Source organism: Branchiibius cervicis, from assembly GCF_042661605.1.
Lineage (GTDB): Bacteria > Actinomycetota > Actinomycetes > Actinomycetales > Dermatophilaceae > Branchiibius > Branchiibius cervicis.
Map to the genome: position 1 here is coordinate 2,018,332 of NZ_JBHSWJ010000002.1, position 24,198 is coordinate 2,042,529.

The 24,198-nt window shown below is 67.8% G+C and carries 26 protein-coding genes; 16 read left to right on the forward strand and 10 right to left on the reverse strand.

Translation table 11 applies throughout. The features are described 5' to 3' along the window. Positions 1-23: 23 nt before the first annotated feature. Positions 24-542: a type II toxin-antitoxin system PemK/MazF family toxin gene (locus tag ACFQBT_RS10605; RefSeq protein WP_377822567.1), complete on the reverse strand. Its 519-nt coding sequence runs from the start codon at positions 540-542 to the stop codon at positions 24-26. 154 nt (positions 543-696) lie between these two features. Between ACFQBT_RS10605 and ACFQBT_RS10610 the strand changes: the two genes are divergently transcribed. Together ACFQBT_RS10610 and ACFQBT_RS10615 are read left to right on the forward strand one after the other, a co-directional pair. Then, positions 697-2,028 carry an acyl-CoA dehydrogenase family protein gene (locus tag ACFQBT_RS10610; protein WP_377822569.1) on the forward strand — a complete coding sequence of 444 codons (1,332 nt, stop codon included), beginning with the start codon at positions 697-699 and terminating at the stop codon, positions 2,026-2,028. Positions 2,029-2,057: 29 nt separating this feature from the next. Continuing rightward, the gene (locus ACFQBT_RS10615; protein ID WP_377825444.1) at positions 2,058-3,284 is read left to right on the forward strand and encodes an acyl-CoA dehydrogenase family protein; all 1,227 of its coding nucleotides are present in this window, start codon (positions 2,058-2,060) and stop codon (positions 3,282-3,284) included. Between the two features lie 55 nt (positions 3,285-3,339). Here the strand turns inward: ACFQBT_RS10615 and ACFQBT_RS10620 are convergent, their stop codons facing one another. Next, entirely contained in the window at positions 3,340-4,002 is a 663-nt protein-coding gene (locus ACFQBT_RS10620) for a response regulator (RefSeq protein WP_377822571.1), read from the reverse strand. Further along, positions 3,996-5,624 carry an ATP-binding protein gene (locus ACFQBT_RS10625; protein ID WP_377822573.1) on the reverse strand — a complete coding sequence of 543 codons (1,629 nt, stop codon included), beginning with the start codon at positions 5,622-5,624 and terminating at the stop codon, positions 3,996-3,998. Before ACFQBT_RS10625 ends, ACFQBT_RS10620 begins: the two co-directional genes overlap by 7 nt. A gap of 201 nt (positions 5,625-5,825) precedes the next feature. On the opposite strand from ACFQBT_RS10625, the gene ACFQBT_RS10630 reads away from it, so the two are divergent. The 9 genes from ACFQBT_RS10630 (at position 5,826) to ACFQBT_RS10670 (ending at position 14,716) form a co-directional block, all read left to right on the forward strand. Continuing rightward, a complete protein-coding gene (locus tag ACFQBT_RS10630) occupies positions 5,826-6,623 on the forward strand; it encodes an ABC transporter ATP-binding protein (protein ID WP_377822574.1) in 798 nt (265 codons plus the stop codon). Then, the gene (locus ACFQBT_RS10635; protein ID WP_377822576.1) at positions 6,613-7,488 is read left to right on the forward strand and encodes an ABC transporter permease; all 876 of its coding nucleotides are present in this window, start codon (positions 6,613-6,615) and stop codon (positions 7,486-7,488) included. Before ACFQBT_RS10630 ends, ACFQBT_RS10635 begins: the two co-directional genes overlap by 11 nt. Before the next feature lie 50 nt (positions 7,489-7,538). Next, a complete protein-coding gene (locus tag ACFQBT_RS10640) occupies positions 7,539-8,582 on the forward strand; it encodes an ABC transporter substrate-binding protein (protein ID WP_377822578.1) in 1,044 nt (347 codons plus the stop codon). 210 nt (positions 8,583-8,792) lie between these two features. Further along, positions 8,793-10,127, forward strand: a complete 1,335-nt coding sequence (locus tag ACFQBT_RS10645; protein ID WP_377822580.1) for a sugar ABC transporter substrate-binding protein — start codon at positions 8,793-8,795, stop codon at positions 10,125-10,127. A gap of 28 nt (positions 10,128-10,155) precedes the next feature. Continuing rightward, positions 10,156-11,472 carry a sugar ABC transporter substrate-binding protein gene (locus ACFQBT_RS10650; protein WP_377822582.1) on the forward strand — a complete coding sequence of 439 codons (1,317 nt, stop codon included), beginning with the start codon at positions 10,156-10,158 and terminating at the stop codon, positions 11,470-11,472. Between the two features lies 1 nt (position 11,473). Then, the gene (locus ACFQBT_RS10655) at positions 11,474-11,725 is read left to right on the forward strand and encodes a hypothetical protein (protein WP_377822584.1); all 252 of its coding nucleotides are present in this window, start codon (positions 11,474-11,476) and stop codon (positions 11,723-11,725) included. After that, entirely contained in the window at positions 11,722-12,387 is a 666-nt protein-coding gene (locus ACFQBT_RS10660; RefSeq protein ID WP_377822586.1) for a carbohydrate ABC transporter permease, read from the forward strand. Before ACFQBT_RS10655 ends, ACFQBT_RS10660 begins: the two co-directional genes overlap by 4 nt. Next, a complete protein-coding gene (locus tag ACFQBT_RS10665; RefSeq protein ID WP_377822588.1) occupies positions 12,384-13,211 on the forward strand; it encodes a carbohydrate ABC transporter permease in 828 nt (275 codons plus the stop codon). The genes ACFQBT_RS10660 and ACFQBT_RS10665 overlap by 4 nt, the downstream gene beginning before the upstream one ends. After that, complete coding sequence (locus ACFQBT_RS10670; RefSeq protein WP_377822590.1) at positions 13,208-14,716, forward strand: glycoside hydrolase family 3 protein; 1,509 nt, start codon at positions 13,208-13,210, stop codon at positions 14,714-14,716. Before ACFQBT_RS10665 ends, ACFQBT_RS10670 begins: the two co-directional genes overlap by 4 nt. Positions 14,717-14,720: 4 nt before the next feature. Here ACFQBT_RS10670 and ACFQBT_RS10675 read toward each other — a convergent pair whose 3' ends face one another. The 3 genes from ACFQBT_RS10675 to ACFQBT_RS10685 form a co-directional block, all read right to left on the reverse strand. Next, a complete protein-coding gene (locus ACFQBT_RS10675) occupies positions 14,721-14,867 on the reverse strand; it encodes a hypothetical protein (RefSeq protein WP_377822592.1) in 147 nt (48 codons plus the stop codon). A gap of 114 nt (positions 14,868-14,981) precedes the next feature. Next, complete coding sequence (locus tag ACFQBT_RS10680; RefSeq protein WP_377822594.1) at positions 14,982-15,095, reverse strand: GNAT family N-acetyltransferase; 114 nt, start codon at positions 15,093-15,095, stop codon at positions 14,982-14,984. A gap of 180 nt (positions 15,096-15,275) precedes the next feature. Next, entirely contained in the window at positions 15,276-16,427 is a 1,152-nt protein-coding gene (locus ACFQBT_RS10685; protein ID WP_377822596.1) for an ROK family transcriptional regulator, read from the reverse strand. Between the two features lie 34 nt (positions 16,428-16,461). Between ACFQBT_RS10685 and ACFQBT_RS10690 the strand changes: the two genes are divergently transcribed. Beyond that, positions 16,462-17,661, forward strand: a complete 1,200-nt coding sequence (locus tag ACFQBT_RS10690; protein ID WP_377822598.1) for an MFS transporter — start codon at positions 16,462-16,464, stop codon at positions 17,659-17,661. Between the two features lie 50 nt (positions 17,662-17,711). Here the strand turns inward: ACFQBT_RS10690 and ACFQBT_RS10695 are convergent, their stop codons facing one another. Both ACFQBT_RS10695 and ACFQBT_RS10700 read right to left on the reverse strand, forming a co-directional pair. Continuing rightward, positions 17,712-19,091 carry a ClC family H(+)/Cl(-) exchange transporter gene (locus ACFQBT_RS10695; RefSeq protein WP_377822600.1) on the reverse strand — a complete coding sequence of 460 codons (1,380 nt, stop codon included), beginning with the start codon at positions 19,089-19,091 and terminating at the stop codon, positions 17,712-17,714. A 77-nt stretch (positions 19,092-19,168) separates the two neighbouring features. Further along, positions 19,169-20,746, reverse strand: a complete 1,578-nt coding sequence (locus tag ACFQBT_RS10700) for a Na+/H+ antiporter (protein WP_377822602.1) — start codon at positions 20,744-20,746, stop codon at positions 19,169-19,171. A 75-nt stretch (positions 20,747-20,821) separates the two neighbouring features. On the opposite strand from ACFQBT_RS10700, the gene ACFQBT_RS10705 reads away from it, so the two are divergent. From ACFQBT_RS10705 to ACFQBT_RS10715, 3 genes are read left to right on the forward strand one after another with little or no spacing between them, the layout of a single operon-like run. Then, a complete protein-coding gene (locus ACFQBT_RS10705) occupies positions 20,822-21,784 on the forward strand; it encodes a flavin monoamine oxidase family protein (protein ID WP_377822604.1) in 963 nt (320 codons plus the stop codon). Continuing rightward, complete coding sequence (locus tag ACFQBT_RS10710; RefSeq protein WP_377822606.1) at positions 21,778-21,912, forward strand: hypothetical protein; 135 nt, start codon at positions 21,778-21,780, stop codon at positions 21,910-21,912. The genes ACFQBT_RS10705 and ACFQBT_RS10710 overlap by 7 nt, the downstream gene beginning before the upstream one ends. 58 nt (positions 21,913-21,970) lie before the next feature. After that, positions 21,971-22,642 (forward strand): PQQ-dependent sugar dehydrogenase, encoded by a 672-nt coding sequence (locus ACFQBT_RS10715; protein ID WP_377822608.1) that lies wholly within the window; start codon positions 21,971-21,973, stop codon positions 22,640-22,642. Here the strand turns inward: ACFQBT_RS10715 and ACFQBT_RS10720 are convergent. After that, on the reverse strand, positions 22,639-23,229 hold the full coding sequence (locus tag ACFQBT_RS10720; RefSeq protein ID WP_377822610.1) for a 1-acyl-sn-glycerol-3-phosphate acyltransferase: 591 nt from the start codon (positions 23,227-23,229) through the stop codon (positions 22,639-22,641). The two genes, ACFQBT_RS10715 and ACFQBT_RS10720, sit on opposite strands and share 4 nt — an antisense overlap. Before the next feature lie 35 nt (positions 23,230-23,264). Between ACFQBT_RS10720 and ACFQBT_RS10725 the strand changes: the two genes are divergently transcribed. Continuing rightward, positions 23,265-23,780, forward strand: a complete 516-nt coding sequence (locus ACFQBT_RS10725; protein ID WP_377822612.1) for an XdhC family protein — start codon at positions 23,265-23,267, stop codon at positions 23,778-23,780. Here ACFQBT_RS10725 and ACFQBT_RS10730 read toward each other — a convergent pair. Beyond that, entirely contained in the window at positions 23,750-24,187 is a 438-nt protein-coding gene (locus ACFQBT_RS10730; protein ID WP_377822614.1) for a DUF4234 domain-containing protein, read from the reverse strand. The two genes, ACFQBT_RS10725 and ACFQBT_RS10730, sit on opposite strands and share 31 nt — an antisense overlap. Positions 24,188-24,198 lie beyond the last annotated feature (11 nt).

A 24,198-nucleotide genomic window follows, 5' to 3' on the forward strand; every position in this document is an offset into this window, starting at 1 on the left:
GTCGACCACAGCCTGCGGGCGGCCTACTGCCGGTAGGCCGCCCGCACGGCTTGTTCGACCTGCTCGAAGCGGTCTCGCGACAGAGCGGATGCCTGCCGGCGCACCCGGGCCGGATCGATGCGCAGCGTCCGGTTGACCCGTACTTCGCTGGGCCGGCCACTGCTGTCCCACGCCCCCGACCCAATGTCGACCCACAACCGCCCCGCCCGTCGTTCCTGCTCGGCGTCCCGATCGTGGTCCTTACTGGTCAGCGGCAACGCCAGGAGCCACGGCCCATCCGTTCCGATGACCAGCACCGGGCGGTCCTTGCCCTGGCTGTAGTCCTCCTCGAACGGCACCCAGGCCCAGACGATCTCGCCGGGATCGAACCGGCTGTCCGCGTGCGGGGCGTAACTGATCGGCGGCATACCTTCGAAGTCCCCGGGGTAGTCCCGGGCCGCCGGCGCCTGCTGCGCGGCTCCCCGCTCGGCGATCGGCCGGACCCGCTGCTCCTGGTCGCGGTCCGCACCGCGGACAGAACCGACTCGAACACCGAACGCCAACCCGAGGAAGCCATGACGCGATCGTAGGGGTTCGCCGATTACCTGTAACTCGGTGTTCCCGGTACCGCGCGTACCCGTTATCGGTTACGCTGTCGTAAGTGCGGACCGAGTCCGGGCACCGTTTGCCACGTTCCCGGCTATCGAAAGGCGTGCCATGAGCATCCTGAACACCAAATTGACGCCCTCCGACAAGGCCCAGGCCTACGGGATGCGGCTGCTCACGAAGGCCGGTGGCCTCGATGCGGTCAAGAACGACGGACTGCGCAAACGGTTGGAGAAGATCCTGTACTCCGGCGCGAAGCAGGGCTTCAAGGCCCAGACGGTCGCGGGTAAGGCGTTCGCCAAGAAGTCCGGTTCCGGGGCGCCCGTGCGCGCGACCCCCAGCAGACCGAAGTCCGTCTTTGACCTGAACCCCACGGAAGACCAGGCGATGATCGCCGAGGCCGCCCGGGAGATCGCCGACGAGGTGCTGCGTCCGGCGGCTGCACAGGCCGACACCGACCGCGCACTACCAGACAAGGTGCGCGCCCAGGCCGCGGAAATGGGCCTGACCCTGGTCGGGGTGCCCGCCGAGCTCGGCGGAATCGCCGAGGAGGCATCGGCCGTCACAGGGGTTCTGGTCCTCGAGCAGCTCGCCCGCGGCGACATGGGCCTGGCTGTTGCGCTGATGTCCAGCGCCGCGGTCGCGGGAGCCATCGCCAACTACGGCGACGCCGCCCAGCAGGCCACCTTCCTGCCGGCGTTCACGGACGAAACGGACCCGGCTACCGGTGCCTTGGGCATTCAGGAACCGCAACCGCTCTTCGACCCGGCCAAGCCCGCAACCACCGCCATCCGCCAGGGCGACGACATCGTCATCAACGGCACCAAAGCCCTCGTGCCCGGCGCCGACAGCAGGGACCTGTTCATCGTGTCCGCCCTGTTGGACGGGTCGCCCCGCCTGATCATCGTCGAGCCCGGCACGCAGGGGCTGCGCCACGACGACGACCCGGCCATGGGAATCCGCGCGGCGAAGACCGGCCAGTTGATCCTGGAGAACGTCACCGTCCCCGCGGCCAACGTTCTGGGCACCGCTGCGGACCACGCGGACGCCGTACGCCGAGCCCGCCTGGCCTGGGCCGCCGCGGCGGTCGGCACGGGCACGGCGGTTCTGGACCAGCTGAAGGGCTACACCAAGGAGCGCAAGGCATTCGGCGAGCCCATCGCCTACCGCCAGGCAGTGGCCTTCACCGTGGCCAACATCGCCATCGAGGTCGACGGCCTGCGCTTGGTGGTCCTGCGTGCCGCGGCGCTGCTCGACGCGGGCAAGGACGCCTGCGCCCAGATCGCCCACGCCCGGTCGCTGGCCGCCCGCCACCTGACCGAGGTCGGGTCCAACGCCGTGCAGATGCTCGGCGGGCACGGCTTCGTCAAGGAATTCGACAACGAGCGTTGGTACCGCGATCTGCGCGCCACCGGCGTCCTCGAGGGCACCCTCTACGTCTGAGCGGCCCCGCACACCTTCAGGAGATGAACATGATCAACCTCGAGATCCCCCGCAAATTCGTGCCGCTGGTCAAGCAGGCAGGTTCGATGGCCGATGAGGTCTTCCGCCCGATCAGCCGCAAGTACGACCTGGCCGAGCACGAATACCCCGTCGAGCTGGACCTGATGTCCGCGCTCATCGACGGCATGTCCGACAGCGGCGCCACCCAGGGTGCCGGTGCCACCGGTGCGACCAGGGATGCCGCAGTCACCGAGAAGAAGGCCGACGACGGCAGTGCCAAGAACGGTGCCAACCTCTCCTCGGTGCTGTCGATCATGGAAACCTGCCGCGGGGACGTCGGTCTGACCCTGTCACTGCCCCGCCAGGGACTGGGCAACGCGGCGATCGCCGCCGTCGCCAACGACGAGCAGAAGGCGCGGTACGCCGGTCGCTGGGCGGCCATGGCGATCACCGAGCCCGGAGCGGGCTCGGATTCCGGCGCCATCCGCACCACCGCGGTCAAGGACGGCGACGAGTACGTGCTCAACGGCGAGAAGATCTACGTCACTGCCGGTGAGCGGGCCGAATTGGTCGTGGTCTGGGCGACCCTGGACCGCAGCCTGGGCAAGAAGGCGATCAAGTCGTTCGTGGTCGAGCGATCGAACCCCGGACTCAAACTCGTCCGGCTCGAGCACAAGCTGGGCATCCGCGCCTCTGACACCGCCGCGTTCAGCCTGCAGGACTGCCGGGTGCCCGCCGCCGACCTCCTGGGCGACCCGGAGATCAAGACCGAGGGCGGCTTCGGCGGTGCCATGCAGACCTTCGACAACACTCGGCCACTGGTGGCGGCGATGGCGGTGGGTCTCACCCGCGCGTCCCTGGACCTCGCGACCGAGTTGCTGGCCAAGGCGGGGGTCGAACCCGACCTGGATGCGCCGATCACCACCCAGTCGTACGCCGCGGCCAGCCTGATCGAGATGGAAGCCGACTTCGAGGCGGCGTACCTGCTGGCGCTGCGCGCCGCGTGGATGGCCGACAACGGTCAACCCAACTCGATGGAAGCCTCGATGGCCAAGGCCAAGGCGGGCCGGACCTGCGTCAACGTCGCGCTCAAGTGCGTCGAGCTGTGCGGGGCCACCGGGTACGCCGAGACCGAGTTGCTGGAGAAGTGGGCCCGCGACGCCAAGATCCTGGACATCTTCGAGGGTACCCAGCAGATCCAGTTGCTGGTGGTCGCCCGCCGCCTTCTGGAGCTGTCTTCGACGGAGCTGAAGTAGACGGCGAACCCAGCACGGCACGGCCCACCCCGGATGCCCGGGGTGGGCCGAATTGTCAGAGGTTCCAGCGGTATTCGTGCTCCGGCCGGCCGGTAGAACCGTACCGGAGCGCGATCGCCAACTCGCCGGAATCGGCCATGACCGACAGGTACCGCTGCGCCGTCGCCCGGCCGATGCCGAGGCCGGTGGCGACCTCCGTCGCGGTCACCGCGCACGAGGAGTCGCGGACCAGATCCCGGACCAGTCCCTGGGTCACAGACGAATGCCGGGACGTGGTGCCCGCCGGCTTGCCCGGGACCAATGCGGCTGCTGCGGCGTCGATCTGTCTCTGATGCAGGTGACCTCGCTGGATCCGGGACCGATAGCGCTGATAAGCCAGCAATCTGGCCGCCAGGTCGTCCTCGGTGAAGGGTTTGACCAGATAGCCCAGTGCTCCGGCGCTGAAAGCGGCGCGCACCGTATCCGCTGCGGTGTCTGCGGTCACCATCACAACATCGGTGCGGGTGCCGGCCAGGCGGACAGCCACCTCCAGGCCAGGCTGATCGGGTAGGTAGCTGTCCAGCAGCACCAGGTCGGGCTGGACCAGGGCACACTGCTCGAGCGCCTCCGCGCCGGTGTGCGCCACCCCCGCAACCTCGAAGTCGGGCACTTTGCCCACGTAGGAGGCATGCAGCTGCGCGACACGGAAGTCGTCGTCGACCACGAGCGCCTTCAGCATGGCGAACCGGCCGCCTGCTTCGGTCCGACCGACCGGTCTGCGTCCAGAACACCCGGCAAGGTAGCGACGAAAACCGTTGCCGCATCGTGCTTTCCGGTCGAGGTGATCTCGATGTCACCGGACAGGTCACGCGCTGTCCGTCGGGCGATCGCCAACCCGTAACCCCGGTCCGGCCCACGCGTGCTCAAGCCCTCCTGGAATACGACGCCTCTCATCTGCTCTGCGATGCCGTCCCCGCTGTCGGCGACGGACATGACCAGGTTGCTCCCGTCCTCGAGCAGGTCGAGATCGACCCGGGCAGGGCGGTTGACCGAGCCGGCCGCGGCATCAATGGCGTTGTCCAGGAGGTTGCCCAGCACGGTGACCACTTCCACCGGTGCCAGCAACTTGTGGGGCACGGCCGAGTGCTCCGATAGCTCCAGGACGACCCCACGCTCGGCCGCCAACGCGACCTTCGCGCTGAAGAGCGCCCGGATGGTGTTGGACGCCACCGCATCCAAGGCACTGACGTGGTCGGTGCCTTCCACGGCACCGGATTCGTCCAGATACTCCAGCGCATCCGCCGTCGACCCTGATCGCAACAGCCCGATCACGGTGTGCATGCGGTTGGCGAACTCGTGACGTTGGGCACGCAGGGCACTGGTCATCGTTCGCACAGAAGCCAATTCATCCGTCAAGGATTCGATGTCGGTGCGATCTCGCAGGGTCAACACCGCGCCGAGACTCCTGCCGTCGTGCTCGACTCCTCGCGAGACACCGATCAGCACCCGTCGCTCGCTGGCCGAAACCGCCCGGTCCGGCGGGGCGCTGAGTGCCTGCTGCAACCGCTCCGGCAACCCGGCGTCCGATACCAGCGCTCCGACCTCCAGATCATTGTCCAAGAGGCGACGAGCTTCGTTGTTGCACATGGTGATCCGGCCCGAGTCGTCGATCGCCAGCACACCCTCGCCGATGCCGTGGAGTACCGCTTCCCGCTCGCGCACCAGGTCGGCGACCTCGCGCGGCTCCAGGCCGAAGGTGCCTCGCTTGACCCGCCGCGCGACCAGCCCCGCAGCCGAGGCTCCGACGAGCACCGCACCCACCCCGATCGGGATGGCGATGGCCAACAGATGGAGCAGTGCCCGGTCGATGTCGTCCGCACTGAACCCAACGCTCACCTCTCCCACGACCGCCCCGTCGGAGGTCCGCAGCGGCACCTTTCCGCGTGCCGACAGCCCGAGCGTCCCCTCCTCGATGTCCGCCACCTCGCGGCCGTGCAGGGCTTCTTCCGGCGACGTGCTCACTGACTTGCCGACCTCTTGGGGGTTCGGATGCGCAAGCCGTATTCCTCGACGATCGGTGACAACCACGAAAAGTGCTGCGGTTGCTCGTTGTTGAGCCATCGCAATCCGTTGCACGGTTGCCTGGTCCTCGCGAGCGACCGCATCGGCAAGGCCTGGGTCGGCCGCGATGGTGCGGGAGACGGCCAGCGCCCGCTGCTCGTACTGACCGCGCAGCATCGATCGCGCCAACCACGTCACCGCAGCCAGTCCCAGCATCCCCAGCAGGAGCACCACGAGCACCTGCGAGACCAGTAGCTGCCCGCTGAAGCTCAGGCGGCGTCGTGAGGTCCTCGCGGTCATGGTTTCTCACGATAAACCGTGTGACCGGCGTCTCACCAACTGCTGGGCAGAATGCGCAAAAGGACCGCATCGAGCAGAACGCGAGCATCGATCACAACCGGTGACACCGGCTGTAGGTCCTACCTAGCGTGAGGCTCGCTCCCCGGATGAGACCTGGATCACAGCGTCGGATTCCGGTCCCGATCGCTCCCAGGAGGGCCTATGACTCTGGTCGAACTCAGACATGCGACCAAGCGTTTCCTGACCAGCACCGGTGGCACCCACACCGCCATCAGGGACGTCAACCTCAGTGTCGGCGAGGGTGAATTCGTCGCCATCGTCGGACCCACCGGATGCGGAAAGTCCACCACGCTGTCCCTTGTCAGCGGGCTGGAACCGGCCTCCGAGGGAACCGTCACCGTTGCGGGCGAGCCCGTCACCGGGATCCCCGACGGCGTCGGTTACATGTTCCAGGCGGATGCGATGCTTCCGTGGCGCACCGTGCTGGGCAACGTATCCGCCGGCCCGTTGTGGCGGGGTGTCGCCAAGGAGGAGGCTCAGGGCAGAGCGGCCGAATGGATCGCCAAGGTGGGCCTGGCCGGTTTCGAGTCGTACTACATGCACCAACTGTCAGGCGGGATGCGCAAGCGCGTCGCTCTCGCCCAGACGCTGGTCAACGAACCGTCGATCCTGTTGATGGACGAGCCCTTCTCGGCGCTGGACGTGCAGACCCGTGCGCTGATGCAGACCGAGTTGCTGGACCTGTGGTCGCAGTCCAGGTCAGCGGTCATCTTCGTGACCCACGACCTGGAGGAAGCCATCGCACTCGCCGACCGGGTCGTCGTCATGACCGCCAGCCCGGCCACGGTCAAGGACGACTTCACCGTCGAGATCCCCCGGCCGCGCAACGTGGAGGAACTGCGGATGGATCCGCAGTTCGTGCAGACCTATTCGAAGATCTGGGAGTCGTTGTCCTCCGAGGTCGCCATCGCCCGCAGGAGCGCCGACCGTGTCGCTTGATACCGCAATCCAGAACCCCAGCACCGACGACACCGACCCGGGAACGCGTCGGATGACTCCCAAGCAGCGGGTCCGCCGCCACAAGGCGAAGGTCTATGTGCTGCGCGTCCTGCTCCTCGTGGCCGTCCTGGCCTTCTGGCAGCTGTCAGTCGCCCTCTGGTTCGACCCGTTCTTCTACTCCCAGCCCAGCTTGATCTGGAACAAGTTGGTGGTCTGGTTCACCGAGGGCACCGCTCAGGGCTCCATCTGGCTGCAGATCGGGTACACCCTCGTCGAGGCGGTGATCGGTTTCATCATCGGTTCCATCCTCGGCGTGGTTCTCGGCATTCTGCTCGGCCGCGCCAAGCTCCTGTCCGAGGTCCTCGCGCCCTACATCCAGGCCCTCAACGCTGTGCCGCGCATCGTGCTGGCATCGCTGTTCATCATCTGGTTCGGCCTCGGGATGGGCAGCAAGATCGCCACCGCGGTGGTGCTGGTGTTCTTTCCGGTCTTCTTCAACGCCTTCCAGGGCGCTCGCGAAGTGGACGGCAACCTGGTCAACAACGCCCGCATCCTCGGCGCCAGCCGCTGGCAGATCCTGCGTTCGATCGTGGTCCCCAGCGCCACCAGCTGGATCCTGGCCAGTCTGCACACCGCCTTCGGATTCGCACTGATCGGCGCCATCGTCGGTGAGTACGCCGGAGCCACGCACGGTATCGGCCTGCTGATCAGCACCGCCCAGGGCTCGTTCGACGCTGCTGGGATCTACGCCGGAATGCTCATCTCCACGGTCCTGGCCCTGGGTGCCGAGCTCATCCTCGGCTTCTTCGAAGGCAAGTTGCTGCGCTGGCGGCCGCCGACGAACACGGCGGCGATCCAGGTCTGACGAACGACCCCAATCACTCACTGCTACAACTCGATTCGCTAAGGAACATCATGAAACGCACGATTTCTGCAGCCGTTGCCCTGGCTGCCGCCAGCACGCTGGCCCTGTCCGGCTGTGCCACGAAGAAGACCGACGCCAGTGGCGGTGGTGACCAAGGCTCGACGGATGTGACCATCATGGTCGGCGGGATGAGCAAGATCATCTACCTGCCCGCCGCCCTCACCCAGCAACTGGGGTATTTCAAGCAACAGGGCCTGAACGTCAATCTGGTGGACACCCCGGCGGGGGTCACCGCCGAGACGGCACTGATCGCCAACCAGGCACAAGGTGTCGTGGGCTTCTACGACCACACCATCGACATGCAGGCCAAGGGCAAATGCCTGGAGAGCGTCGTGCAGTTCGCCAACGTGCCCGGCGAGGCCGAGGTGGTCAGCAAAGACGCGGAATCCTCCGTCACCAACCCGGCCGGTTTCAAGGGCAAGAAGCTGGGGGTGACCAGCGCCGGCAGCTCGACGGACTTCCTGACCCAGTACCTCGCCGGCCGGGCCGGTGTGACCACCTCGCAGTACACGACGGTGAAGGCCGGTGCCGACTCGACCTTCATCGCCGCGTTGAAGACCGGCGGCATCGACGCCGGGATGACAACCGACCCCACCATCGCCAAGATCACCCAGGGCGACATGGGCAAGGTGATGGTCGACATGCGCACCGAGGACGGGACCAAACAGGCCCTCGGTGGCTTGTACCCGGCGAGTTCGTTGTACATGAGTTGCGACTACGTGGCCAACAACAAGGCGACGGTGCAAAAACTGGCCAACGCCTTCGTCAAGACCCTGAAGTTCGTCGACAGCCACTCGGCTGCCGAGATCGCGGAGAAGATGCCGGCCGACTACAAGGGCAGCGACCCGGATCTGTACGTCAAAGCCATCGGCGATTCGATCGGGATGTTCAACGGGAACGGGGTGATGAACGCCGACGGCGCCAAGAACGTGCTCACCGTGCTCGGCTCCTTCTCCGCAGCCGTCAAGCCGAAGAAGGACAGCATCGACGTCGCCAAGACCTACACCACCGAGTTCGCGGAGGCGGCCAAGTAGTCCGCGAGCACACCGACGAAGCGGCCCGTCCCGGGTGCCCGGGGTGGGCCGCTTCACGCCTGCACCCGCAACGTCTGTGTTCCCCGACCCAGGACGCGAAAGTTTTTACCATTCATCTCCACGCTACGGAGAGTTCTTTACGTATGCTCTCCATCGGGGGGCGCGTCAATGCGTCGGCCGAACCACCCAGACCAGAGCAGGAGCAACCTCATGACACATCCGCTTCGCACCAGCACCCGCCGGACGCGCACGACCCTCAGCGCCGTCGGCATGATCGCGGTGGCCGGGCTGTTCCTGGCCGGCTGCGGGGACGACGGCTCGAGCACCGGGTCCACCGGAGGGGCCAGCGGTGGCTCCGGTGGGGGCAAGTCGGTCAGCCTCTGGGTCATGAAGGGCACCAACCCGGACGCCTCGGGCTACTACAACGCATTGAAGAGCGCGTTCAAGGCCAAGACCGGTGCGACCCTGAACATCCAGGAAGTCGAGTGGGCGGACGCACACGACAAGCTGGTGCGCTCCTTCGCCAGCGGCGACGGCCCGGACGTTTCAGAGATCGGCACGACCTGGACGCCGGAGTTCGCCTCCGCCGGCGGCCTGGCGGACCTGTCCAACAAGATCCAGTCCTCCGGCAAGGGCAACGACCTGTTGCAGGCACTGAAGGACTCGGCGACCTACGACGGCAAGCAGTACGGGGTGGGCTGGTACGCCGGTACCCGAGGAATCGTCTACCGCAAAGACATCTTCGCCAAGGACGGCATCAAGGTGCCGACCAACTGGGCCGAGCTGGAAGACACCGTCAAGACGCTGAAGCAGAAGGAGCCGGGAATGGCCGCGATGCCGATCGCCGGTGCCTCGTCGTACGCCGCTGCCCCCTTCATCTGGGGTGCAGGCGGTGACTTCGCCACCGAGAGCGGCGGCACGTGGACCGGCGCCCTTGATAACGACACGTCGCGCGCCGGTCTGTCCTTCTACACCGGTCTGGCCACCAAGGACGGCTCCTCCACCACCGGTGCCTCGACCTGGAAGGAGACCGACCTGCTGGACGCCTTCACCAAGGGCAAGGCCGCCATGGTCATCCAGGGCAACTGGACACCGAAGGCGGCCGTGCAGGCCGACCCGAGCCTGAAGGACAAGATCGGCGCCTTCGCCGTGCCGGGCAAGGACGGCGGTATCGCCCCGACCTTCCTGGGCGGCTCGAACCTGGCCGTCATGGCCAAGAGCAAGAACCAGGACCTGGACTGGCAACTGATCGACCTGATGACCTCGGACACGCTCGCCAAGCAGTGGGCCGACGAGACCGGCTTCTTCCCCAGCACCCAGAGTGCGCTCAAGCCCTACGCGAACAGCACCGACCCGTTGGTCGCGCCCTTCGCGAAGGCGATGCTGGAGGCCGGTCGCAACGTCCCGAACGCACCGCAGTGGGGCAAAGTCGAGGGCAATAAGACCATCACCCAGATGTTGCAGTCGATCCTGACAGGGACCTCCGTCGACGACGCAACCACGAAGGCCAGCCAGGCGATCACCGCCACCTTGAACGCCAACTGATTCCGCGCCACCGCCACCAGGAGCACCCATGACCCACCGCCCACTTCGCCTCCCCGCCCGTCGTCTGATCGGTCTGGCCGGGATCGTCGCAGTGACGGGGGTGCTCCTGGCCGGCTGTGGTGACGACGGGTCGACAGGGGCCGCCAGTAGCGCTGCCGGCGGCGGCAAGACGGTGAATCTGTGGGTGATGAAGGGCACCAACCCCGATTCGTCGGGCTACTACAACGCATTGAAGAGCGCGTTCAAAGCCAAGACCGGTGCGACGGTGAACATCACCGAGGTCGAGTGGGCGGACGCACACGACAAGCTGGTGCGCTCCTTCGCCAGCGGTGACGGCCCGGACGTTTCGGAGATCGGCGCCACCTGGAACTCCGAGTTCGCCGCCGCCGGGGGTTTAGCCGATCTATCCGGCAGGATCCAGTCCTCCGGCCTGGGCAGCGATGAGTTGCAGGCACTGAAGGACTCGGCGACCTACGACGGCAAGCAGTACGGGGTGGGCTGGTACGCCGGTACCCGAGGAATCGTCTACCGCAAAGACATCTTCGCCAAGGACGGCATCAAGGTGCCGACCAACTGGGCCGAACTCGAAGCAACGGTGAAGACGTTGAAAGCCAAGGAGCCGGGAATGGCCGCGATGCCGATCGCCGGTGCCTCGCAGTACGCCGCTGCCCCCTTCATCTGGGGCGCAGGCGGTGACTTCGCCACCGAGAGCGGCGGCACGTGGACCGGGCACCTGGACAGTGCCCGGTCCCGGGCGGGGCTGTCCTTCTACACCGGTCTGGCCACCAAGGACGGTTCGTCCACGACGGGCGCCGCCACATGGAAAGAGACCGACCTGCTGGACGCCTTCACCAAGGGCAAGGCCGCCATGGTGATCCAGGGCAACTGGACGCCGAAGGCGGCCGTGCAGGCCGACCCGAGCCTGAAGGACAAGATCGGCGCCTTCGCGATCCCCGGCAAGGACGGCGGCATCGCACCCACCCTGGTCGGGGGCTCCAATCTGGCTGCGATGGCCAGAAGCAAGAACCAGGACCTGGACTGGCAACTGATCGAACTGATGACGACCGGGTCCCTGGCCAAACAGTTCGCCGAAGAAAGCAGCTTCTTTCCCAGCACCAAGTCGGGCCTGAAAAGCTTTGCCAACAATGCCGATTCGCTGACCGCACCGTTTGCGACCGCGATGCTGGAGGAGGGCCGCGCCTTGCCCAGCGCACCGCAATGGGGCGCGGCGGAGGGCAAGAAGCTCATTCCCCAGATGCTGCAGTCGATCCTGACCGGTACGTCCGTCGATGAGGCGACGAGCACTGCCAACCAGCAGTTGACTGCCACCTTGAACGAGAGCTGAGATGCGCCGTACCACTCGCCGTCCGTGGCTGTTGCTGGCCGCGCCGCTGCTGGTCATCGCGGCCCTGCTGCTCTACCCGATCTACCGCGTCATCTACCTGTCGTTCCACGCCTACGGACTGAAGGAGATCATCTCCGGGGTCCCGCGCTGGGTCGGGCTGGAGAACTACCGGCAGGTGTTCTCCGGCTCCCCGGCCTGCCGGCGAACTACCTGTGGAGCATCATCCTGCCCAACACCGTTGTCTTCGCGGTGATCACCGTCGTGGGAACGGTCGTGCTGGGCACGCTGGTGGCGTTGCTGCTCCGCGCACTCGGGCCCAGATGGCGCAGCGTCATCATCGGCGCGATGCTGATCGCGTGGGCGCTGCCCGCCGTTACCGGAACCTACATCTGGCGCTGGATCTTCGACCCCGACGCAGGCATCGTTCGCCAGGCCCTCCAAGCGGTCGGCCTGCTGGGCCCGGAGGGATACAACTGGTTCCTCGACCGCCTCAGCTTCTACGCGATCGCCGCGCTGAACGTGATCCACCACGGCTATCCGTTCGTGGCGCTGACCATCTACGCCGGGCTGCTCACCGTGCCCGAAGACCTCTACGAGGCTGCGGCGTTGGACGGCGCCAGCGCCTGGAAGCGGTTCACCGGCATCACGCTGCCCATCCTGCGACCGGTCTTCGCCGTCGTCACGATCCTGTCGACGATCTGGAACTTCAAAGTGTTTGCGCAGATCTATCTGATGCCCGGCGGTGACGGCAGCAACCCCGAGGTGCTCAACATGGGCGTCTGGTCCTACATCACCGGTATCAACCAGACCAATTACGGCCTGGGCTCGGCGATCGCGGTGCTGCTCACCCTCGTCCTGCTGGCTATCACCCTGGTCTATCTGCGACTGCTCTTCCGGGAGGACGACCTGCAATGAACAGCCACTCCACCCCGGCCATGAAGGTCGGCAAGTACGTCGCGGCGATTGCTCTGCTGCTCTTCACCTTGTTCCCGATCTACTTCATGCTCACGACCGCGGTCAGCAACACCAACACCTCTGGCGCGGACAGCCTGTTGCCGACCTCGTTCACGTTCCGGCATTTCACCGACGTGATGACCAAAGGCCACTTCAGTACGTACCTGGTGAACTCGGCCATCGTCACCGTCATCACGGTGGTCGTGTCGGTCTTCCTGGCGCTGTTGGGCTCGGTGGCCATCGCGCGCTTCCGGTTCCGTTTCCGCACAACGGTTCTCGTGCTCGTCCTGATCGTGCAGATGCTGCCCGCCGAAGCGCTGGTGATCCCGCTCTTCCTGCAGATGAAGCAATGGCACCTGCTGAACTCCCTGATCGGGCTGGCCGTCGTCTACATCGCCTTCTCACTGCCGTTCGCGATCTGGAACCTGCGCGGCTTCGTCGCGGCCGTGCCCGTGGAGTTGGAGGAGGCCGCCTATCTCGACGGCTGCGGCTGGTGGCGGATGTTCCGCTCGGTGCTCCTGCCCCTGGTCACGCCCGGACTGATCGCGACCGGTGCGTTCTCCTTCGTCCTGGCCTGGGAAGAGTTCACCTTCGCGCTCACCTTCCTCTCCCGCGACGACCGCCTCACCGTCGGTGTCGGGTTGCAGTCCTTCTTCGGCCAGAACACCAACGACTGGAACGGCCTGATGGCAGCCTCGACCATCGTCACCATCCCGGTCGTGGTCATCTTCGTGCTCGCGCAGAAGCGGATGGGTGCCGGATTGGTGGCCGGGTCGGTCAAATGAGCGAGCTGCGTCGCCTGGCCCTCTCGGTGCTCATGCCCGGATTCGAGGGGCGAACCGCACCGGACTGGCTCAAGGAAGCCATCGACGACGGACTGGGCAGCGTGTGCTACTTCGGGCACAACGTCAGCCCCGAAGCCGTTGCCACCCGATCCCTTTCTGATGATCTCCACTCTCGGGGCCTTCGAGTCATCGCGGTCGACGAGGAGGGCGGGACGGTCAGCCGCCTGGGCACCCACCACGGCAGTGCGCACCTGGGTGCGGCGACGCTGGGGGTCGTCGATGACCTCGCGGCGACCTCGGCGGTTGCCTCGGCCATCGGACAGGACGTGCGCGCTCTCGGGATCGACCTGGACTTCGCGCCCGTCGCCGACGTCGACAACAATCCGCGCAATCCCGTCATCGGCATTCGCTCGTTCGGCAGTGACCCGCGGCGGGTCGGCGAGCAGGTCGCCGCGTATGTGCGCGGGCTACAGTCGCAGGGCGTTGCCGGATGTGCGAAACACTTTCCGGGACATGGCGATACCGCCGTCGACTCGCACCTCGGCCTGCCCCGGATCGATCACGACCGAGCTCGCTTGCAACACGTGGAGCTGCTGCCGTTCCGCGCTGCGGTGGACGCGGGCGTTCGAGCCGTCATGACCGCGCACATCGTCTTCGCGGCGGTCGATCCCGACCAGCCGGCAACCACCAGTCCGGCCGCGCTGTCGCTCCTACGTGAGGAGCTGGGCTTCACGGGTCTGATCGTGACCGATGCGCTGGACATGCGGGCTATCCGCGACGGTATGGGGATGGGCGAGGGCTGCGTGCGCGCCCTGTCCGCCGGCGCCGACGTGATCGCCCTCGGCAACGCCGTGTTCAACGGCGGCGCAGACGGGCCGGAGGGCGTTCTGCGAGAGGCAGTTTCAGCCGTTACGACCGCCTTGCGCAATGGCCGCCTCGATCCTGCTCGCGTCCAGACGGCGGCCGCACGCATCGCGCGGATGCAGGACTGGGTGACCGGACCCCATGACCGGCTGCCGGCTGCCACCGCGCAGGACGAACGTCGCTGGGCCGCATCAGCGCTCACCGTCCGCGGTGAGGTGCCGCCCCTGGCGGGGCCGCTGCGCATCCTGGACGCGCGCCGGGCGCGCAACATCGCTGCCGGCGCGCTCAACGACGTCCTGGTGGATGAGGTCGTACGCCGACACCCGGGTTCGACGGTTGTCCGCGCCTTCGCTCGCCAAAAGTCGCCCGAGGGTCACGGTGACGATTCCGCACCGGACGCCGTCCTGCCGGTCGCCCCCGACGCCGACCTGGTGCTCACCGGCACCCTCGGCGTGGATCCCGTCCAGGACGAGACCGTGCGCGCAGCACTCGTGGCCGACCCGGAGGCGATCCTGGTGTGCGCAGCGGGGGATGACCGGCTGACCTGGGCCACTCGATGGCCGCGGGTCGTGCGCACCCACGGGCACAGCATCCCGACCGCCGCCGCACTCGCCGATCTGCTCGACGGGACGGCCGGCTAGCGGGTCAGTGCCGCAGTTCGGAACGCTGCCATGCCGCGACCAGATCGTCGCGGGCACCCTGGCTCGGCGCCAGATCGATCGCGCGCTGCAACGCACGGATGGAGCGTGCGGCATCACGACGGGCGGCGAGGGTACGGGTCAGGCGGGACATGCTAGGGCTCGACTTTCGAATTCCGATCGGTGATCCGGACCACACATATTGCAGTCCGAATATTTCAATATCGAAATTGTACGCCGGTGCAGCCGCTCGGCTCAACCTGGTGGCTCAGGCCACCAGATCGGCGTACTCCGGGTGCTGATCGATCCACCGCCGCACGTACGGGCACGACGGCACGACGTGAACACCTTTCTCCCGCAGGTCATCCAGAGCGAACCGCACGATCGCCCCGGCAATCCCCGCCCCTGGCGGGCGGGATCGACCTCGGTGTGCGGGATCGCGATGACGCCCTCCCCCGCCGGGCGGTAGTCCGCCAGACCGACGAGCACGCCTTCGGACCAGCCCTCGTACCGCGATTCGTCCGGGTTGTCGATGACGCGCAGCGCAGTGCTCATACGGCCATCATCGCGCGGTCCATCCCTCCAGCACGGCCGGGGTCGTCAGCTCATCGATCGCCCGGCTGACCGCGCCGGCGACCGGCCCGTCGTCATGCGAAGCCGCCAGCACCGGCGGCGGATCGGATCGCCGGAAGGCCATCAAGCCGTCGTGATAGCCCCGCTCGAAGGCGGTCGGATCGGCCGCCATCACGGCGGGTGCCAGGCCGCCCACCGTCACCACCTGCGGATCCAACCCGTTGACCAGGGCGCCCACTCCGCGGCCGAAGGCGTGCGCCACGGCCTCGATCGCGGCCGGTTCGCCCGCGTCCAGCACCGTCGCATCCACCTGGCGCGACCAGCAGCCGAACGCACCGCACGGACACGGCTGCGCCGGGTCACCGAACGGCATGTGCCCGAACTCCCCGGCGGCCCCCGAAGCGCCCACGACCGGTGCGCCGTCGATGACCATCACCCCGCCGATGCCCCCGGTCAGCAGTAGGTGCAGGCAGCTAGCGGCGCCGCGGGCGGCACCGGTCCGCGCTTCGGCGAGACCGCCGAGCGTGGCGTCGTTGTCCACCAAGAGCGCGGCGTGCGACGGCAGCCCGCGCAGCAGCGGAGCCAGGTCCGCCGGCTGCGGCTGCTCGCCCGCGAACTGCAGCAGGCGGTTACCGGTGACCGTCCCCGCCACCGCGACGGACACGACCAGGACGCGATCGGCGTACGGCGAGAGGGCTTCGGCCAGCCGCTTGGCCAGGCGGGGAATGAAGCGGGCGGGCGTCGCATCGGCGTACGCACCGTGCGCGAGGCGGGTGACGTCACCGGCCAGGTCGGCCAGCAGTATCTGCCACGACGAACCGGCAAGGTCGAGTACGCCGATCAAGGGGCCCTGCGGCGCGGCCGCCAGGAGCGTCGTGGGCCGGCCGGGTCCCGTTGCGGGAGCGGGGTTTTCGGTCAGCAGCTCACACTGGCGCAGGCGATCGAACAGATCGGTGGCACTGGCGCTGGAGATCCCCAGTTGCTCGACGGCCTGGGCGCGGGTGACGCCGGGGGTCGTGTGCAGTAGACGCAGTACCTCGCCGGCGACCTCCCACCGGCGCTGCACTGTGCGGGGAATCACCGCCGCGGCGGCGTCGGCCGACTTGGCAGACCCGGCCTTCGACGAATATTCTCGAGTCACGAGGAAATACTACCCGGTGTCTCGAGGAGTCTTTGTGCAACAACCGACCACGGCCGACCGGTCGCCTTCGGTCGTGGCCGACGGTGACGCGGCGTTCCGCGCTGCCCGGATCGGCCTGGTGACGCTGTCGCTGGCCTCGTTCGGCGCGTTGACCACCGAGATGCTCCCGGTCGGCCTGCTGCCGCAGATCGCCGATTCGCTGGGGATCGCCGAGCAGCACGCCGGTCTGCTGGTGGGTGTCTACGCCCTGATGGTCGCGGTCCTCGCGGTGCCGTTGACGATCCTGACCCGCCGTCTGCCGCGCAAGCCGTTGTTGCTCGCAACGCTCTTCGGATATGCGATCAGCAACGCACTCGCCGCTACGGCAAGCGGATTCGCAGTGCTGGCCCTCGCCCGCGGATTGGGCGGTATCGCCCACGCACTGTTCTTCTCCATCTCCATCGGGTACGCCGCCCGGCTGGCCCCGCTCTCGCACACCGGCAAGGCGATGGCGCTGATGTCCGTCGGCGGCTCGGCCGGATTCGTGCTGGGCGTGCCGCTCGGGACCGTCATCGGTACCGTCTGGGGGTGGCGCGCGGCCTTCGCGATTCTCACCGCCGGAGTCCTGGCCATCGCAGCAGTCGCCTGGCGCGTTCTTCCCGACGTCAGCGTGCCGCCGACGGAGCAGCGTCGCGTTCGTCGCGATCCACGGCCGCTCATCGTGGTCATCCTGGCCTGCGGTCTGGCCTTCCTGGGCCACTACACCGCCTACACCTACATCTCCTCCATGCTGCAGTCCGCCGGCCTGCGCCAGGACTGGATCGGGCCGGTCCTGCTCGTCTTCGGGGTCGTGGGGCTGATCGGTCTGCGGATCGGCGCTGCGCATCTGGACCGCCGGCCGCTGGGCAGCGCCCGGATGATCCCCGCGCTCCTGGCGACGGGCCTGTTGGTGGTCGCGGCCGGTTATCCGGCGCTGGTGCCCGTCCTGGTCGGCGTCACGCTGTGGACCGGGGCGTTCGGGTCGGTCCCGTCACTTTTCCAGGCCCTGGCCGTGCGCGCCGGGGTGGCCTCCGCCGACGTCGCCGGCGCATGGGTCAACTCCTCCGCGAACGTGGGCATCGCCGGCGGCTCCGTGGTCGGCGGATACGTGTTGTCGCATGCGGGTATCGGCTGGCTGCCGGTCGTTGCCGCTGCCCTGTTGCTCGCGGTCGGCATCCTGGCCCTGCTGGCACCGGCCGCCTTCCGCGGCGCCTGACCCAGCGGCGCCTGACCCAGCGACGAAAGGCCCTCGGCGGACCCGCCCGATCAATTCGCAGCGGCGCCGCCCGCGGCCGTCTTCACCTCGCGGTCCTCGTCGGCCAGCCGTGAGACCTGCACCGACCGGGCGGTGAGCGAGTCGTAGATCGGCTCCGAGCGCAACGCACTCGCGACCAGCAACGCCACCGCGCACGCACCGAGCATCGGAGCAAGCTGACCGGCCGAGCCGCTCATCTCCGTCACCAGCACCAACCCGGTCACCGGGGCGTGCACGCTCGCGGTGAAGAAGGCGGCCATGCCCAGCAGGGCCAGGGCGGTGACGGACGGGGCGGTGGCTCCGCCGACCTGATGGGCGAAGCGACCGACGATCTCGCCGGTGAGCGCGCCGATCACGAGCATCGGGGCGAACAGACCCCCGGGGACGGTCGCGGCGTACGACACCACACTGAGCGCGATCCTCACCAACAGGATCCCGACCACGGTGAGCAGCGTGCCTGTGCCCAGGAGCGCATCCTGGGTGAGTCCGTCGCCACTACCGACCAGGCCCGGCGAGAGCCAACAGACGATTGCGACGACGCCTCCGATGACCGCGGCCCGCACCGGTGGCGACCACCGGCTGGTGTCGGCCCAGCGCAGGCCCCTCATGATCGCCCGGTTGTATCCCACCGCGAGCACGCCGGTCGCGATGCCGACAAGGAGTACCCAGGGCGCCTCCGCGACGCGCGGCGCGGGCAACGGCGGCACGGTGAAGATGACCCCGCCGCGCACCAGGAAGTGCGCGGCCAGGAAGCCGGTCGCCGACGCCACCAGCGTCGCGAGCGTCGTACGCCGATCGAAGCGCCGCAACAACTCCTCCAGCACGAAGACCCCGCCGGCGATCGGCGCGTTGAAGGCGGTCGCCAGGCCCGCCGCCGCTCCGGCAGCAACCAGGACACGTACGTCGGATGCGTTGCGCCGCAGGGCCGTTCCGATCCTCGCGGCGATGGTTCCGCCCATCTGAACCGATGGCCCCTCCCGCCCGAGGGCCAGGCCGGCGCCCATGGACAGCACGCCCCCGACGTACTTCACCGGCAGAATGCGCAACCGGCCCGGGGCCGAACGACCCTCCACCACCGCTTCGACCCGCGGGATGCCACTGCCTTCGGCGTGCGGTTCCACGCGATGCACCAGCCAGGCCGAGATCGAGGTGGCAGCGGCACACAGCAGGATCAGCAGCGGCAGACCCCACCACCGGCCGTGCCAGATCCCGACCGCGTCGGTGCGCCAATCGTTCACCCGCTCCACCACGATCCGGAACGTCGCGGCGGTCAGCCCGGTCAGGATCCCGACCAGGGCCGCGATACCAGTGAAGCCGAGCAGCTCGCCGGCGCCCTGCCCCGTGGCGTACACCGATCGCCCGCGACCGTACGCCTCGAACCACCGACGCATACGCTCCGGCCGCCGCCAGCTGCGGTCGAAGCGCCCAGGAAACATAGTTCCATTATCGAACAGCTGGCCGGGAACCCTTATTCGGTGGTCGCCGCCCGCGACAGGCGCACCTCCTCAATGTCCAGCCGGGACTGCACCTGTCGCAGCACGATGTCATCGATCCGGCGTTCGTCGCGCAGCTGGATCAGCGTCTCGCGTTCCTTCGCGAGCAGTGCCAGCCGCAAGGCGGTGTATTCGTCGTGGTGCTGGACCAGCGCCTGGTTTCCGTCGTCGGCAGCGGTCAGCAGCCGCCGACGTTTGTCCATCTCATGCCGCACCCGCTCGATGACGTGCTCGCTACTGCCGAGGTCGGCGCCGATCTCATCGATCGCGTCGTACGCCGCGTCGGCGGTCACCGTTTCGGCCAGCTTCCGCTCCTGCTCGACCGAGGTGTCCGTCGGCAAGCGAGCGGCCCGCACGATGAGCGGCAACCACAGCGCCTGCAGCAGGGTCAGCACGATGACTCCGCAGGTGATGACGATGATCAGATCCCGCCCCGGGAAGGGCTCGCCGGAGTCCAGTCGCTGCGGGATGGCCAGGGCGACCGCCAGGGAGACTGCGCCGCGGAATCCGGCGTTGGCCGTCACCATCCGCTGCCGGGCGCCTACCCGTCGGACGCGCTGGGACGGGCGGCGGTCGACCAGCCGGATCACGTACGGCGTGGTGTAGGTCCACATCCACCGCGTCCCGATGACGACCGCGCCGACGACGAGGATGTCCACGAGAGCGCCCTCGTAGGACTCGCTGCGCAGATTGCGGACAGCCGACTGGGCTTGCAGTCCGACCAGCACGAACAGCGCGCTGCTGAGGACGGTCGTCGCCAGCGACCAGAAGCCGATCATCTGCTGGCGGGCAGCGGCGCTGGTGATGCGAGGTGCGCTCTGGCTCATCCACAGTCCGCACGTGACCACAGCCAGAACCCCCGACGCACCGATCAATTCGGCAAGAAGGAACGCAGCGAACGGCGTCACCAGCACCGCGATGTTCTCCAGTGTGGGGTCGCTGATGCGGCGGCGGACCGTGCTGCTGACCCACCCGATGATCAGTCCGGCCAGGATGCCCCCGGCGTAGGACAACACCACCAGCCAGGTCAGATGCAGCGGCGCGAGCGTCTCCTGCCCGACCGTGACCCCCACCGCAACGGCGAAGATCACCAGGGCGGTGCCGTCGTTGACCAGGCTCTCGGCCTTGAGCACGGTGACGGTACGCCGCGGAAGGTCTCGGGCGAGAACGCCCACCGCAGTGGCGTCCGTGGGCGCGACGGCAGCACCGAGGACCCACGCCGGGCCCCAGGGAAGGCCCCGCGCATGCGCGACCCAGGCGACGGCACCGGCGGTCAGGACGACCAACGCCGTACTGGTCAGCGCCACCACGCGAAGGTTGCTGCGGATCTCCCGCAACGAGGTGGTGAGGCTCTCCCAATACAGCAGCGCCGGAAGGAAGACCAGCAGCACCACCTCGGGCGGCAGCTGTGCTTCACGGAACCGCGGCACGAAACCGATGACGATTCCGGCGAGCAACAACAGGATCGCCGGGGCCACCGGATAACGCCGGGCGAGCGCACCGCACAGCAGCAGCGCCACGCCGAGAACGACGATCAACTCCAAGCCCAGCACGGTGCTCCTCTCGACGGGACTGGCACAAGGCTGGCATGAGCAGCGTCGACCGAGCCTATTTGTCACACTGCAGGGGTGACTGACCGCATCGACACGCTCGTCGTCGGGGCCGGCATCAGCGGCCTGACCGCCGCCCGCCTTCTCGCCGACGCCGGTAGGGGTGTCGTCGTGCTCGAGGCCCGGGACCGGATCGGCGGGCGCGTGCACACCTCTCGCGTCGATGGGCGTATCACCGATCTGGGTGCCTCGTGGATCCACGGCATCGACGACGGACCCGTCTGGGCGGCGACGCAGGACCTCGGGATGCGGGCGGCCGAGTTCACCGTGGGCAGCTATCAGGCCGGCGGCCGGCCGATCGCCTACTACGGACCCGACGGCGTCCGGCTCAGCGACGAGCAGGCGGCGGCCTTCGTCGAGGACGTGCGGAGCGTTGACGAGCGGCTGGCAGTCCTGCTCGCCTCCGTGGCCCCCGGCACGTCGTACGCCGAGTTGGCCGACCGCGCACTCGGCGCCGTGGACTGGACGCCGGACCGCATCGAACGGGTCCGGGAATTCCTGCAACACCGCACCGAGGAGCAGTACGGCGTGTGGATCGCCGACATGGACGCACACGGACTGGACGACGACCAGACCAACGGCGATGAGGTGGTCTTCCCGGACGGATACGTCCAGCTGGCAACGGGATTGGCGATCGGGCTGGACATCCGGCTGGGCCAGGTCGTGACGCGGATCGACTGGTCGACCGGCGGCGCGCGAGTGAGCACCGCCGGTCTGAGCCTGGACGCGCGGCACGTGGTCGTGACGGTGCCGGTCGGCGTCCTGCAGTCGGATGACCTGGTGATCTCACCGGCTCTGCCGACTCCGGTGACCGCGGCGCTGTCGAACCTGGCGATGAACGACTTCGAGAAGGTGTTCCTGCGGTTCGATGGACGTTTCTGGGATCCTGACGTCTACGCGGTGCGGCGGCAGGGCCCGCGGCGCGGTGGTGGCACTCGTTCTACGACCTCACCCGGCTGCACGGGGAGCCGACGTTGCTGACGTTCGCGGCCGGTCCGTGCGCGCAGGCGGTGCGATCGTGGTCCGACGACCAGATCACGCACTCGGTGCTGTCATCGCTACGCGAGATCTACGGTGACTCGGTCTCCTCCCCGACCACGTCGACGTAACCCGCTGGCGCGAGTCGCGCGAATTCGCTACTCCGGCGGGACGTTGGCCGTTGCGTCGATGCAGACGCTGTTGACCGGGATCCAGCGCAACGTCTACCACAACGGCGGTCGTCTGCGGTTCGGTCCCGACGGCATGCTCTACGTTTCAACCGGGGACGCGCTCAACAGTGCCAATGCGCAGCGCCTGACCGGAGCCGGGTCGCTCAACGGCAAGATCCTGCGCATGACCCGCACCGGGGGCATTCCCGCCGGCAACCCGTTCAACTCCTACGTGTGGAGCTACGGTCACCGCAACCCCCAAGGACTCGCCTTCGACGCCCAGGGCCGCCTGTGGGAGCAGGAATTCGGCAACAACGTCATGGACGAGACCAACCTGATCGTGCGCGGCGGCAACTACGGGTGGCCGCAATGTGAAGGTACGACGGGCAGCTGCGGTGGCTCTCTCATCGCACCGAAGCAGACGTACCCGACGTCCGCCGGTTCGTGCAGCGGGTTGGCGATCGTCGCGAGTGTGGTGTACGTCGCGTGTGCACGCGGCCAGCGGATGTACCGCGAGCAGATCTCCGGCTCGTCACTGGTCAACTCCCAGCAGTACTTCGCCGGGACCTACGGCCGGCTGCGGACCATCGAGCCGGCCCCGGGCGGGAACCTGTGGCTGACCACGACCAACGACCGCGACAGCACCCCGAACAACAGCACCGAGAAGGTCATTCGGGTCGATCTGCGCTAGGCGGGGAGACCGGTCGTCTCCTCGCGCAAGCGCGGCTCGGTCCGGTTCTGCGGGTGGATGCCGTATTTGTCGGCGTAGAAGGCGCGCACGAAATCCATATCGGCGGCGACGTCGCCGGAGGGCGTGAAGGTAGGGCCCATGCCAAGGGTGCGGGTCGGTCCGTCGATGAACCCCAGGGTCACCAGTAGCCCGGTCTGCCGAGCGATCCGTAGGAAGCCCGGTTTCCAGTACTCCCCCTTGCTGCGAGTGCCTTCCGCCGCGATGACGAGCAGGAATGCGTCGGATTTCTCCGCTTCGGCCAGTAGTGCCCGGATGGTGTCGCCGGGGTTGGCACGATCCAGTGGGATGCCGCCGGTGTGGCGCAGGATCGCACCGGCGGGGCCGTTGAAGTAACTGCTCTTGATCAGCACCTGCGGGCTGCGGGAGTTGGCCCAGGAGATCGCCAGCATGGCCACCCAGTCCCAGGCGGAGGTGTGCGGCGCGCCGACCATGATGCCCGACTCAGGCATCTCGCCGACCAGCCGCCAGCGGGTGGCTTTCAGCAGACCACGGGCAACGGAACGACGTACGGGCATCGGACGACTCACAGGGCCGATTCTAGCCAGGCCTCTAGGCTGGGGCGATGTCACAGCGCACCTCTCGTGAACAACCGTGGGTCGACGAGCCGGCCCCGGCGGGGCGACTGATCGTGCTCACCGAGAACCCCGTCGCGACCGCGCTGGTGGCGCTGGCGCAGATCGTCGACGTCCCGACGCGACTCATCGCCGAGGATGAAGGCGGCAAGGGGGCGGCGGCCGTTGCGGCACTCTCCCCCGCTGCCGCTGATGCGGTGGTGCTGTGCGACCACGACGCGCCCGATGCGCCGCTCATCCTGCGCTCGGCGCTACGGGCCGGATGCGGGTACGTCGCGATGCTGGCCAGCCGCGCCCGGAGTGAATCGGTGCTGGCTCAGTTGCAGTCAGAAGGTTTTACCGAGGCCGACCTGGCACGCGTGCACCTGCCGGCCGGGCTGAACATCGGTGGGAAAACGCCTGGGATTATTGCGCTTTCGGTGCTGGGCGAGGTGGTGGCAACCTGGAACGAGCGTCCCGGTGGTCCGATGCGGACTCAGCCGACCGCTCCGAGTGACCTCCAGTAGCGGTTCAGCGCATCGTTGACCTGGATGAACCAGACGATGTTGCCGATGAACGGCAGAAACACCCACAGCCCGTAGATCGCGCTCACCGGTTTGCCCAGACCGCGCTCCAGGCTGGCGTTGCCGACCTCGTCGGGAGTCATGAAGTAGAGAACGACCGGCAGGAAGATCGCGAGGACGAGGGCCAGTCCACCGCCGAGGCCACGGCCACCACGCTGGGTCTTGAGCTCGTCGTGGACGCAGTACCAGTAGTACCAGGAGTAGAAGCCCAGGGTCACGATCATCAGCAGGAAGCAGGTGCCGGTCGAGCGCACCTTGCCGGCGACGAACGGCGGACCGGGCGGGCCCGCGAATCCGTAGGGTGCCGGCGGCGGCGGGCCGTAGTTGGGATACCCCGGGTTATCGGTCATGGGCAGCAACC